General features: G+C 49.3%; 10 protein-coding genes and 2 pseudogenes. 2 read left to right on the top strand and 10 right to left on the bottom strand.

Going from position 1 to position 12,535, the window contains the following annotated elements; genetic code table 11:
- The first annotated feature begins 514 nt into the window (after positions 1-514).
- Positions 515-1,042 (top strand): DNA/RNA non-specific endonuclease, encoded by a 528-nt coding sequence (locus B3P58_RS09505; protein WP_286717177.1) that lies wholly within the window; start codon positions 515-517, stop codon positions 1,040-1,042.
- Entirely contained in the window at positions 1,017-1,307 is a 291-nt protein-coding gene (locus tag B3P58_RS09500) for a DNA/RNA non-specific endonuclease (RefSeq protein ID WP_349676593.1), read from the top strand. Before B3P58_RS09505 ends, B3P58_RS09500 begins: the two co-directional genes overlap by 26 nt.
- Positions 1,308-1,414: 107 nt before the next feature.
- Here B3P58_RS09500 and umuC read toward each other — a convergent pair.
- From umuC to B3P58_RS09455, 10 genes and pseudogenes are all read right to left on the bottom strand, one after another.
- Positions 1,415-2,569 (bottom strand): annotated as a pseudogene (gene umuC / locus B3P58_RS09495) (translesion error-prone DNA polymerase V subunit UmuC); the annotation flags it as partial.
- 250 nt (positions 2,570-2,819) lie between these two features.
- Complete coding sequence (locus B3P58_RS09490; protein WP_072839257.1) at positions 2,820-3,806, bottom strand: arsenic resistance protein; 987 nt, start codon at positions 3,804-3,806, stop codon at positions 2,820-2,822.
- Positions 3,807-4,041: 235 nt separating this feature from the next.
- Complete coding sequence (locus B3P58_RS09485) at positions 4,042-4,494, bottom strand: TetR family transcriptional regulator (RefSeq protein ID WP_175550808.1); 453 nt, start codon at positions 4,492-4,494, stop codon at positions 4,042-4,044.
- Positions 4,484-6,328, bottom strand: coding sequence for a tyrosine-type recombinase/integrase (locus B3P58_RS09480; protein ID WP_175550807.1), 1,845 nt, complete (start codon positions 6,326-6,328; stop codon positions 4,484-4,486). Before B3P58_RS09480 ends, B3P58_RS09485 begins: the two co-directional genes overlap by 11 nt.
- Positions 6,325-7,935 (bottom strand): hypothetical protein, encoded by a 1,611-nt coding sequence (locus tag B3P58_RS09475; protein ID WP_072842284.1) that lies wholly within the window; start codon positions 7,933-7,935, stop codon positions 6,325-6,327. The genes B3P58_RS09480 and B3P58_RS09475 overlap by 4 nt, the downstream gene beginning before the upstream one ends.
- A 10-nt stretch (positions 7,936-7,945) precedes the next feature.
- Entirely contained in the window at positions 7,946-9,103 is a 1,158-nt protein-coding gene (locus B3P58_RS09470) for a tyrosine-type recombinase/integrase (protein ID WP_072842282.1), read from the bottom strand.
- Positions 9,104-9,222: 119 nt separating this feature from the next.
- Positions 9,223-9,330, bottom strand: a pseudogene (locus B3P58_RS20725) (hypothetical protein); the annotation flags it as partial.
- Entirely contained in the window at positions 9,327-9,767 is a 441-nt protein-coding gene (locus B3P58_RS09465) for a LexA family protein (RefSeq protein ID WP_286717173.1), read from the bottom strand. The gene B3P58_RS09465 and the pseudogene B3P58_RS20725, both read right to left, overlap by 4 nt.
- 181 nt (positions 9,768-9,948) lie before the next feature.
- Positions 9,949-10,524: a 3'-5' exonuclease gene (locus B3P58_RS09460; RefSeq protein WP_286717171.1), complete on the bottom strand. Its 576-nt coding sequence runs from the start codon at positions 10,522-10,524 to the stop codon at positions 9,949-9,951.
- Between the two features lie 397 nt (positions 10,525-10,921).
- Positions 10,922-12,154: a type II toxin-antitoxin system HipA family toxin gene (locus B3P58_RS09455; protein ID WP_286717170.1), complete on the bottom strand. Its 1,233-nt coding sequence runs from the start codon at positions 12,152-12,154 to the stop codon at positions 10,922-10,924.
- Positions 12,155-12,535 lie beyond the last annotated feature (381 nt).

Below are 12,535 nucleotides of genomic sequence, written 5' to 3'. Positions count from 1 at the left end.
GTGCAGCGAAAAACTGTAAGAACCCTCATTAAATGAGAATTTTGCAGCCTAAGTGATAATTTCTCAGACTACTTGATAGATAGGTTTTACATTTCTCATTGGAGTCCAGTCTCTATAGACGATCTGATGAATAGAGTTCAAGGCATCCATTTTGAATGACCCCTCTCATCCACGAAGATGCACCTTTGAGTGAAAATCATGTGGGACGTAGCGGTAGTGTAAATTAAGGCTAGCGCGTATAAATCTCCCATTCGTGTAAAAACTCCCAAGTACCTACCAACAATCAATTTGGCTGAACAAAAATAGGGCTAAAGGACTACTCATCTGGAGTATCACTGACATTCGGTCTCCGGTATTCCTGGAGGCCGAATATCAATTGTATATCTGCGCACGTTGACAATGCCGCTAGATAGGCCGTTTGATTAAGTCTTAGAATGGAGTGCAATGGAATACCCAACAGGGATAACCATCTAGCGTCTCTACTGAGATCAATGCAAGCATAAGGAAGTGCATAATGATGATTAGAATTATGGTCGCTGTGACTTTTTGTGCCGTCGTGGCGCCGCTTCGGGCTGAAATGCATTGTGGTATGCACCTGATGTATGGCAACCCAGCAGGTGTAGATCAAGTGTTGTGCCGTACTGGATACGTATCAGGGTATAGTTATCAATATAAAGCTCCGCTTTGGGTAGCTTTCTCCATCACCAGCTCTAGCGTCTTTAGCAATAATAAGGCAAAACGCCAAAATGACTTCCGAGTTGATCCTGAGTTACCGATTGACTACCAATCATCGCCGAAAGATTACGATGAACCGGTGTTTGACCAAGGGCATATGGCCGATTCGGCAGACATTGATTTTACAAAATCAGCAAATTCCGAAACATTTTTGATGAGTAATATGGTTCCCCAAATTCCCGAAATGAATCGTGCAGTGTTTGGCAAAAATGGGGCTTGGGGAAAACTCGAGGATTACACTCGATCTTGGTTGAAACGACGTAATCATCTTTATGTGATGGCTGGAGCCATATATATATATAAATAGCCCTAAGTTTATCGGCAATGGAGTTGCAGTTCCTGAGCAATTTTACAAAATCATAATGGATGTAAAAACAAATAATGCAATAAGTTTTCTTATTCCTGCTCATGACAAAAATACAGGAGATAATCTGAGTGACTATATCGTCAGCATTGACGATATAGAGGCTAGTACGGGAATGGATTTTTTTTCTACGCTAGAAGATTCCTTGGAAGATGCAATTGAAAGTCATAAAGAGCAGTCCTTATGGAAAATAAGGGATAATCAATAGAGCTACTCATCGCAGTTAGGTTGGCTTTGGCACGCTTGTGTTTCATTTTACCTATTTGAAATCAGTGCAGTATTTGGGCTTTCAGGTTAATTTCGGGATATTCCATTCTAAACCACTGGCAACTCCCTCCAATTGGTCGTATAGCCCGGTGACAGGTGATTTCGCTTCATCGCCCATGCCTTGCCACTCCCCTGACTAGCGAAGAACACTTTTCCCTTTTGCTGCTGGTTAATACGGTCGATCACCTGCATCAGTCGTGCGCTGTTCGGGCTGATTACTTGCTGAGTAAACAGATCCGGTTGTGTGACTCCACGGTCGTAAAAGTCGCTGAGGGTGATGCCCGCTTTAGCGTAGCGGTAGCCGTCTTTCCAGATGGCTTGCAGTAATCGGCCCGCCGTCTGCAGTAATATTCGTGTGTCGTCGGTGGGATAGTCCAGTCGCAGGCTGGCGCTGTTGCTGTAGCGCGGGTCGTTGGGGTTAAACAAACCGGTGCGGATATATGCGCTGATCAGTTGGCATTGCTGCTGTTCATGGCGCAGCTTTTCGGCAGCGCGGGCGACATAGCTGCTGATGGCTTCCTGCATTTCCGTGTAGCGGGTAACCCGCTGACCAAAGCTGCGGCTGCACAAAATCTGCTGTTTGGTGGGCGTTATATCTTCCAGCGCCAGGCAACTTTCGCCATTAAGCTCACGCACTGTCCGTTCCAGCACCACCGAGAAGTTACGCCGGATATCTTTCGGATTCTGCTCTGCCAGTTGTAAAGCGGTGATAATACCGATGGCATTCAGCCGTGCACTGAGCTTGCGCCCAACGCCCCAGACCTCATTAACCGGCATCAGGCTCAGCAGTTTCTTTTGCCGGACGGGGTCGGTTAAATCCACTACGCCACCAGTTGCCGGATATTGCTTAGCTGCATGGTTCGCCAGCTTGGCGAGCGTCTTGCTCGGTGCCATCCCGACACAGACGCTCATGCCGATGTGTTGCTGTACGGTGGTCCGTACCTGCAGCCCGAATTCAGTCAGCTCCATCGCATTCGCCACGCCGGTTAAATCGAGAAAGGCTTCATCAATGGAGTACACCTCCACCGCTGGTGCCAGCGATTCGAGGGTTTGCATCACCCGGTTGGAGATGTCGCCATAGAGTGCGTAGTTGGAGGAGAACACCTGCACGCCATGCTGCTGTATCTGCTCCTGAATTTTGTGCACCGGCACGCCCATTTTAATGCCAAGGGCTTTGGCTTCTTTCGAGCGCGCCACCACACAACCATCATTGTATCTGAATGAGCCTAACTGTTAGTAGATCATAACCTATTGAATTATATAGAAAATAACCCACTAACATTTTTCAGGTTTTTTGGCCATTCCTTGTGGATCACACCAGCAATTTATCGGGGCGAACAATGGCCGTCCGACCCAGGTGGTTTGGCGCTAGTGGCGTCCGCAAGAGGCGCGCGCCCAAAAGCTGCCCGCATTGCCAAAAAATCACTTTTGGGTGTGTCCGCCATTTATTAACTTACAAAGTCGTCGACACAACCTGCGATTTGTCACGCCAGACGAAGGCCGGTATTGCGCGGATGTAGATCAGCTCACCAACCAGCTCGACTAGCGTCTGGGTGATCACCGCAGCGGCAGCAAGCCCTCGAATTTCTTCAGGCAGCGCCAGAGCTAACGGGAGAACTACCAAAGAGTTACGCGTTGACGAGCTGAAGGTAACCGCTCTGGCAGTCGTGGAAGGCAGCTTGAAAGCTTTCGAAGCCAGAGCCCCCATCAACGGTGCCAGCAGCATGAAGCCGATGTACACAGGGATCACCGGTGCAAGCTTGTCGATGTCGCGAACGACCGAGGAGATTTGAGAACCGACCACCGCTATCAGAACCGCTGCCATTGCTGGAACGGGCAGCCAGGCCCAGGCGGCGTTCCAACCACCGACGATTTTCGACTTTTTGGCCAGCGCCGCTGTAACCACGGCCAACAACAACGGCGCGACAATCAGCACGAGAAAGGCTTCAACAAAGGGGCCTATCGAGATCACGACGTCGGACTGTCCACCCAACATGAAGGCCAAATACACGGGTAGCAGAACAAGCTGAAGCAGCAGCAGGATTGGTGTCGCCGCAAGGATCCCACGAGAGTCGCCCTTGCCAATATGAGTAAAGACCACCACGTAGTCGATGCAGGGCGTCAGCAGTACCAGGAGAGCACCGACAAGGATCGCTGGGTGATCCGTGAGTCCTCTGGTGAGCCCCCACACCAACAGCGGAATCAATACGAAGTTGGCGATCAGCAGGGCTGACATGAAGCGTTTGTTGCTCAGCCCTTCGCGCAGATCAAGAAAGGGAATTTGTAGGAACATCGCGTACATCAGCACGGCGATAGTCGGAGTCACCAGAGCATTTAACCCCAGAGCGGCCACAGGTGCCATGAGCCCACCGATTGCTGCGGCAATGACCGCGACGAAGTAGATCGGTATCTGGTTCTGTTCAAGTGCATCTCTATCCATAGCGTTCCCCTTGGGTGTAAAAAAGGCCATCAGCCTAAGCAACGGCAGCTCGTCCGTCGAGTGATGTGTGTATTAACTCGCGGCATGCCAGTTATGCGACAGCAATGCTTCGATTTGACTTGAGCGTTGGTCGGGAGGCGAATACGTACATGCCAGCCAAGCGAGTACACCCCTGATCTGTTTGCCAGTGTGCAGCCCGGCGCCTCGCAGAAAGTCATGCAGGTGATGGATCAAATCAATGCGAAATAGGGTCGGGACACGTTGCGACCGGGACGTGTCCCTCGTGCTTCGGAGTTAAAGCCACAACCTTTCCGCCGGCGACTGTTTTCAACTTAGCCATTTCGAACAGCAAACGCTGGTTTACAGAGGCAATTCGGGCAAGCTCCTCTAATAGCTGATCGTTTTCCGCACGGAGTGCCCTGTTCTTCTCCTTCTCATGCATCAGCGCCTGGTGCTTCGAATCTCGCTGGGCGCGTACCGACTTGCCCATGAGATTGCGAATTTTCTCTGCCACCGCTGGGTATGTATTGTGGATGAGACCGGGCGTAACACCTGCTGCTCGGGCAACCGCAGCGATGGAAAGCTTTTCGTTACCTGCGACAAGACTATCGATGACCTTATCAAGCGAATTTAGGGTCTTCGATCTTGAACGAGCAGGGGCCTGATCATCAGTGGATTTACTCATCATTTACAGCCCGGTTCGTATCGTCGTTTATGGGAGAGAGACCCAAGCTAGTGATGACGTCCAGTGCGACTTGCAAGTCGCGCTCTGCTCGCTGCCTCACGGCAGGGCCAACGTCATCGATTTTGATAAGCTCTTGCTGTTGGATATAAATGTCCTGCCAGGTGCCAGCGAAGAATTCATCGATCACCGAATTTTTGCACCCTGGGCACCGTGTGGCCTCGTATAGGCCTGCGCCTCCGCAGCCCCGCTCCGTTGCAATGCACCAGCCGTGTCCAGTCGCACGAATGTTGGCATGCGGGGCCGTCTGCGCGAGCAAAGCGGCCCTGTTCTTGATTGGAATTGCCCGCAATTCCACAATCTTTTCGCCTGCTCCACCTGCCAGTGGTTGATCATCGAGCCATGATTCGATCAGGTCAATTTTGAACTCCGTCATCTGCTGCAAAATCTCATCAAATAGAGTCAGATCTTGCTGTGGATTGGACGCATAAAGTTGGGTCATGCTCATACTGCTGTGTTTGAACTGCCATTTAAGCCAGATCAGTGAAGTGCGCCCCATTCGAGACTCTACGAAACACCTTGCATATGTCCGTCTGCACTGGTGTGTTCTCAGTTGCCAGTCGCTTCCAGCGGCTTTAGCGATTCTTACAAATGCCTCGTTAGAACCCTGACCACTGAGCGCCTCAACATGTTTCTCTTTGAGCTTGCCTCCATTTGCGTGCCGCCCCAAAAATAGTTTCTTTGAGTCCTTTTGCGCTTTCTCTAACCTTAAAAGATGCTCTGCGGGGTTGCTTGGATGAGTCGTTCTTGCGAGCCTTCTAATCTCTTGTTCCAATTCATTTCTGATAGTAACCGAATATTTGGCCAAAAGATCCAGCGCGCCCAAAGTCAACTCAGGCACAAGATATTCTACGCGCCCCTTGCCAGTTTTATGTTCAATGGTAGATACCCAGCAAAATACGACCCCATTCTTGAATTCTCTGCGCCATGCACCAACCTCAATACCAATGGCTTCGTCATTACGCATGCCGCTAGTAATTGAGACTATGTACAACACAGCATCCCGGACACGAATAGAGATTCGATCATCGCTAGGATGGTAGCCAATGCCGCTGACAGCCAATTCATCTCTGGCCTGTCGAACAATCTCTTCACAATAATTAAAAATTTTGGATTGTTCGCCGGGAGGTATGATATCTGTCCGCCCTACATTCTTACCGGCAGCGTCAGCGCCTTTGATTTTGCCAATCCCACAGACTCGCCATAGCGACGCATCACCCCACGGATAACGTTGAAGAGGAAATATCGTATCGGCAGAAAACACCCATAAGAAATCAATCACTCGTAAGCGTCCATACAGAGGAAGCGGCCTTAACTTCAATTCCTCTTTGCAATGGTGAACATAGTTACTAATATGAAGAGGACGGACATCCGCAAACCTTGAAACACCGAGACTGTTTAGCCACCGAACGAACGGCATAACGCTTGCGACAGCGAAAGTAGTAATGCCGCGTGCGATTGGAGGCTTGGAGCGGGGAAGACCTCTTTTAAACCAAGCATAAGCAACCGCTTTACAGTCATCTATCAAAGCCGGAGGCATGCTCATGTCCCAGGCGATGAATTTATAAGACTCGGAAACATTGGCCTGATCAAAAAACGGACGTAAATCCCATTGTGCATCACCAAACCGGCTAAGGACTAATGTCTCGCCTTTCTCATTGATGATTGCACTGATCACAATAGCATCGCGCTCTTCTGGGCTCAGGCCGTTAGCCGTAACCGGCTGTGCGATAAGGACATCATATGCTTTCAATGCTGCATTAGAACTTCTGATATTCAAATCGACCCGCTCCGTTTCTTTTTCATAAACTCAATCTTTTTTGCCCAGAACAGGTGCGGAGCAGATTCAGCTTTGGCCTTGGCTTCATTTACCAACGCGACATCAAATTTTCGCGAGGTGAACTCATTTATCAGCCGGATATAGTCAAGCTGACGTTTACGCCATTCGTCCCACTCATCAGTAAGGAAATATTCAATTTCCGCATACAGGAATTGCTGATAGCTAAATAAACGATATAAATCCTCAACCGTCCCCACAATCGCATAGCTAGGGCAACCTAGACAGTGAATGAACTCAGAGCAATGATTTACGCCATCTTTCGGTGCCCGGCTACCGTAGAGGCTATCCTTGCAACCGCCCGGTGGGGTTGGTGTGACGTTGATGCCGCGAAGCTTGTCCGGAAAGGCCTCGCCAACAAATGTCGCGCCTTCGACCTTGATCTCATCGTTGATTTTCAGATAGTGGTTATCTGCGACACCGGGACTATGGCCCATGACGGAGGAAACCTCCAGGATGTCACCACCGCTCAACTTCCACAAACGGCTCTCCATAGTTTTTCGCAGCCGACTAAGCGTTACGTGCAGACGATCACCCTGATCGTCCTGGAGGGCATGACGCTCACAGATGCTTTTAGTTGAAATGTATAAAGCACCAGATTTAAGGTAAACAATTTTGTTCTCGCCACCTCGTTGCCCTGAGCGGTACAACCATACATGTGAACGAATTTCTTCGGATGCAAGGGCGACAAGAGGCTTGCTGATTTCGAGAGCCTTATTCAAAACTGCAACACCATCGAGCGGAATAGTGCTGAACTCATCTATCAGATTAGTTTGCCGTATCGTCTTGCTCTGCGCACCTTTTCCTCTACGCTTGATTGTATTTATCAATCTTAGATTTGGCACAAACGGATGAGGCTTGAGGGCGTCTCTAGTCATTTCTAAAAGTGGCGTAGTGTTGATGCCGGATCTTGCCGCCGTGATCAGTAACATCACCGACATTGCCTCAGCTCCGTTACCGATAAATGTGCCCTTATGGATAGCTATAAGGTCAGACTTCAACGCCCCCAGCAGCCTCTGCATTTCTCCCATGGAAAGCGGGTCTGCGTCCTTCGTGCTTTGCGCATTGTTAGGAAATGGATTAGGCGGCAAAAGATCATCAGTATTGGTTTCAATGAACCCATAATCAGCTAGCACAATGACCAATGACTTAAAGCTGGTATAGTAATTCTTGGCAGTTGAACCGTTAGGATACTTTAGTTTAAGCCAGGAGATAAAACGCTCCATGTGGCGTTTGGTCAGGCTGTTTGGTGTTGCGGGTGGAGACTTTATTGCCCCGCCCCCCAGAAAACCAAGGAAAAACCTCAATCCATTTACAGAGTAGCCAATCAATGTGGCCACGGAAAAATTGCCTCCTTGCAGCAACGTCCTGATCACATGAATACTTTGAATTGCCCACGCATCGAAGCCAAGGCCTAAATATTGAGTGTGGTCGAGCTGTCTATGGTTTCTTGGGTTCCTAGGTAAATCAATCTTGATGCTGTCCTCGACAGCCTCAAATCCTTTCGTGACGGTTTGCAAGGACGCCTTATAGTTCTTTTGCCGAGCCAACGTAATTACCTCAGGTGCGCTTATTGGAGCCAGCCATGAACATCATGTCAATTTCGTCCTCATGCGCTAGAACGGATTGAGCCTCAAGCTGATTGATAAGATGCAAGTAAATCATCGTTGTTTGAATATCTGAATGCCCCAACCTGTCTCTGACATACAACAGCGGCTCACCTTCAAATTCTTTGCTTTTCCGAAGAGCAAGCAGGGTATAAGTCCCATAAGTGTGGCGTAGCATATGGGCCCGAACATAAAAGCCACACTTTCGTTCATAGGACTTCATAACGTCCACTACGGAATCTTTTGAATAATGCCTGCCTTCATTAGTCAGCAGCAGCGCGGTAACACTTCCATCGCCATTGGACTTACGAACCTCTCGCTGGTGAAGGGAATATGACCACATGCTCTCCATCAGCGACCATGGCACGTCAATAGTTCTAGGCCGGTCGTACTTGATATGCATGTCTGAAGGATCAAGAGCAACGCTAATCATTTGCCCTGGGCGTAGTCCCTTCTTTAACCTAGGGTTGAACACATATTTGAGAGGAAAAGACCTCGCTTCACAGGAGCGAAGGCCAGTACGCACCATGAGGTGGAACAATATCTGGTGGCTTGGATCGGTATCGAGGGCAAGGCATACCTTGACTTGATCTTTGGTCAGGAATTTGGTCAAGCGCTTTCGGTCGCGAACCATCACCGAAACTTTCGTGCTCTCGGCTCCGGGCCGAGCGATATGACTGAGAAGACCGGAATGTTGGGCAGCTCTTACCCTTTTCTCACCGAAGGGCAGCACGGTTATCAGGTTGCGCTGCTTAGCCCATCGGTAGAACCTCACGATCAAGGCTAGGCGATTGTTCACCGTGCCGGGGTCAAGTGTTAATTCTCCGCTCGACCAATCCCTGTACCTCGACAGAACGCTCAGACCGTGGGCCGGGACTTCCTCGTTCCAGGCCAATCCATTTGCTTCCAGGAAGGCGAAGTAATCGTACAAACGCCGTCCATAGGCTTCCCAAGTCAAATCGCTTAGGGACTCACCTGACTCGATGAGCGTGTGCCAAAGGAAGGATTGAGCTGGCTCGACTGGCCACCCTTCTGACCCAATCAGCAACGGAAAACCTTCAAATGAACGACCTGCTAATGCTAGGTCTTTTGTTGCGAATACCAACCTCATGCCGCTGCCCTAAACCACTTCCAAAGGATTACCTTATGAAGCCTGGAAACTGCTGTTCCAGAGGGGTTCAGAAGGTGGCGCGGACTCTACAGGATTTACTAACGATTTCCACCCCGCAGATCATTGTTCGACAGCACAATCACCGGAGCATGACGAAGATCCGGCCGGAACAGTTTTTCACAGCTGGCGTAGAAGTTGTTGCAGTCTACCAAAGCGAATATGGTCACTGGCGCAGGTTCCGCACCACGTTGGTGACGACACCAAAGATCTCCAGCACCATGCCTTCCGTGATCACTAACGGCGGATAAGCCGGATTGCAGGCGAGCAGCTGCACCGGCGGTGGGTTCAGGTGTAGCAGCTTCACCGTCATCTCTCGTTCCAGACTGGCGATTACAATGTCGCCATGCCGGGCGGTCAGGGAACGATCGACCACCAGAATGTCGTTCGGGAAGATACCGGCACCGGTCATGGATTCACCTTCCACCCGCACAAAGAACGTGGCCGCCGGGTGGCTGATGCACAGCTCATTCAGATCCAGAGTCTGTTCAATGTAGTCCTGCGCTGGTGACGGAAAGCCAGCTGGCACGCGCTCGGTGTACAACGGCACACGCCAGCCTGCGGTTACCGGGCCTTCGATGGCGTTGCCAAGTAAGGTGATGCTCATAGTGATTATGCTGATACGGATACTGTTTATATATACAGTATTTTAGAAAGGTAAGGCTGGCAAGAAAATTCATTGGAGGTGGGTAACGGATATCGTGACTTTGTTGTAGCCCTTGGGTATTTAGAGTTGTTAATCGTCACAATAGACAGAAGATATTTAAGTCTGATCATCAGAGATTATGTTAGAGCCTCTGCAAAATTGCTTCTCGTAGCAGCTCGTCGTGTTCAATGAGTCGTCCAATATTTCGGGCGTCATCAAGTCCGGAGTGGTGTTGGCCTTGAAAATGTAAACCAGACAGCTGTACAGCCCTGGCAAGGCCTACCCTATGACCACGTTTGCGGGCAAATAGTTGTTTGATGTTGTGGTGCGGGAGTAATGCTATTGGATTGGAGGTAGATTTACAGACTGCCTCCGTCTCAAACTGTCGGGCATCGAATTTCCCCCAGCTTCCCCAGGCCGTTGGCGAGTACTCTCTAAGGAAGTCCGTTAAAAGGCGGAATGAAGTTTCAAGTTCAGGTGCGTAATTGACTGTCTGCTGCTCAATCCCGGTGAGTGTGGTGCAAAACGGGGTTAATGTCGGATGAATTGTGGGCCGAACATAGAGTTGTAATTCATCGATTAGAGAAAAACCTTCCACCCTTAGTTGCCCAAAGATTGCTCCTATTTCGATAATTTCAGATTCCCCTTTTGGCAGCGGCGGGTCGTCATTGCAAGTGCATTCGAGGTCAATCAAAAGAAATCTAGACGGTTTTTTCATCTCGCTTATTCCGCCTTTCCTATTGCATCTTGGATTTTTAAGTTAACAAACCGATCCGCTTTGTCTTCTCCATCTTCCGATAACGAAGCAAAATGTACAAAAAGTTCTACAGTATGTTCGTTATTGCTTCTTATTTTCGGATAGTAGTCTGAGAGCCTCGGCCTTTGCTTGCTCTGGATCTAACTCACCGGAGATGATCTTTCGTAGAAGTTCTTTTTGTTCATCGCTAACCACATTACCGGATAGAAGGCATGAACCGATCACCTGGTCTATTTTGAATTGATCTGAGCGTGCCTTGTTCATCATACATCTCCATGGATGCCAGAGCTGAATAGACTATCGTATTCTGGTAAGTGTATAGAGCGGTAAATAGTCAGGTCAGCCTGATTCTTTCTGCTTAAGACCTGTTCGTGTGTTTTGTTACCGTAAGAGCGAACTCCCGATCATTTCCATTCATACCTGAGCGCTGAATGATGCTGGGCCATTCTTGCAGGGCCAATTTGATACCTTCGGCTATCCGCTGGGCTTCTGTAGCGCTGAGACCGAAGCAGCGCATGCCTGCTTTTTCGGCGTCTTTAAAGGAAGGTAAGTAGTGGCTATAGAGGCAAGATAGCTGATGCTTGGTATCCAGATTCTCACTGGGTACTACATCGTAAATTGGAGATAGCTTCCAGCCTGCCTGGTCGCGAATGAGTGAGAAGTTCCGCAAGTGATCATCAGTGTTACGTACAGCCATATTGATTAACATTTGGCTGAACAGGGTCCCCAGGTCTGTTTGGGGCTGATAGCTGTAATGCCGGATTATGTCAGCCAAAGCTTCATAGCTAGCAAACAAGGCATCGTCCTGATCGTGCTCATTCTTTAACAGCGAGTTAAAAGTCAGCATGTGGTAGCGTCCGCCACTTGGCGTGACATCAAATCGTTCTACTTTAAGAGCAGTTCGTCCTGAAGGAAGGGTCATGCACTCAGTGGCAGGTACAGGTAGACCTGCAAGCCGGCAGAGTTCCAAGCAAGCCCACTCCAAACGGGCATAATTAAAGGGGTCTGCGGAACGGTTAAATTTTACGAGCCAAAATCTGGAGCCCTCGGCTCGTTTTTCACTAACAATCAGTTTGGGTCTAGCGCCCCCTGCCTGGCTTCCACCTCGAGCAAGCATCGTCAGCGCATCTTCTCTGTTGCGTAGTTCATCCAGGTCACCATCCCAGACCTGATCCGGAATGGAGGGTAGAAGATCAATATCCACCCCTGTATCCCAGATGTATTCTTCTAATGGCTCGCGAGAGCGAACGATTTTGATAGCGCCAAGGGTGCTATGGATTCCGGAGTTTTCAATCACTTCGCAGACATTGAGGAAGCGTTTTTGTATATGAGCGGCAATAATTTTTTTACCCCAGTCATCGGGTAGGCAATCATCGATGAAGCCGGGTAAGGCTCGGCCATTGCTACCAAAAGTCAGGTCGTGCTCATCTGTTGAGTGTCTGGGATCCAGTCGCTCAGTTTCAGGTCGGTAGTTGAATTGTACCTTTTCAATACGTTCTCCTGCGCCGATAACCAGCGTCATGGTTCCAGCATCGTAGACTTGCCCGGCAGGGCTCATGCGTTTGACTAAAAAGCTCTCGTAGCGGCTCATGCTTCACCTCAGGCTGCAGAGGGGCTGGTGACATTTACTACAAATTACTATCGGATTTAGTAATTACTAAACTCCGTAGTAATTCATTGATTCTCTTGCTAATTGCGGCTGATTGCAGAAAGGTCAGGTTAGGTGATGCCTGATCAACATGTATATTGCAGAAGCTTTTCAATCGCCAGAATGACGTTACAGGTACGGCGCATGTTATGGAAGCATCACTTGATGTTGTGATAATTGTTCTGAATATATGAGTTTTCGATTCTGGCATTTAAGAAGGAGGGCCCGGTAATGGTGGCTGTCGGGCACTTTAATTGTAGTAGTTCAGACCCGATCTAACAGTCGCCCGTTTTAAGCTGGTGCCTGTCAGGTTACATCTGGGTT

The organism is Thalassolituus sp. UBA2009 (assembly GCF_002335285.1).
GTDB lineage: Bacteria > Pseudomonadota > Gammaproteobacteria > Pseudomonadales > Oceanobacteraceae > Venatoribacter > Venatoribacter alkanivorans.
This window is presented reverse-complemented; position numbering and strand designations above follow the sequence as displayed.

What these genes read in the sequence shown, in the direction of transcription:
- B3P58_RS09460 (WP_286717171.1), bottom strand. Translation starts at nt 10,524, where the DNA reads ATGAAAAAACCGTCTAGATTTCTTTTGATTGACCTCGAATGCACTTGC.
- B3P58_RS09485 (WP_175550808.1), bottom strand. Translation starts at nt 4,494, where the DNA reads ATGATGAGTAAATCCACTGATGATCAGGCCCCTGCTCGTTCAAGATCG.
- B3P58_RS09505 (WP_286717177.1), top strand. Translation starts at nt 515, where the DNA reads ATGATGATTAGAATTATGGTCGCTGTGACTTTTTGTGCCGTCGTGGCG.
- B3P58_RS09455 (WP_286717170.1), bottom strand. Translation starts at nt 12,154, where the DNA reads ATGAGCCGCTACGAGAGCTTTTTAGTCAAACGCATGAGCCCTGCCGGG.
- B3P58_RS09465 (WP_286717173.1), bottom strand. Translation starts at nt 9,767, where the DNA reads ATGAGCATCACCTTACTTGGCAACGCCATCGAAGGCCCGGTAACCGCA.
- B3P58_RS09470 (WP_072842282.1), bottom strand. Translation starts at nt 9,103, where the DNA reads ATGAGGTTGGTATTCGCAACAAAAGACCTAGCATTAGCAGGTCGTTCA.
- B3P58_RS09490 (WP_072839257.1), bottom strand. Translation starts at nt 3,806, where the DNA reads ATGGATAGAGATGCACTTGAACAGAACCAGATACCGATCTACTTCGTC.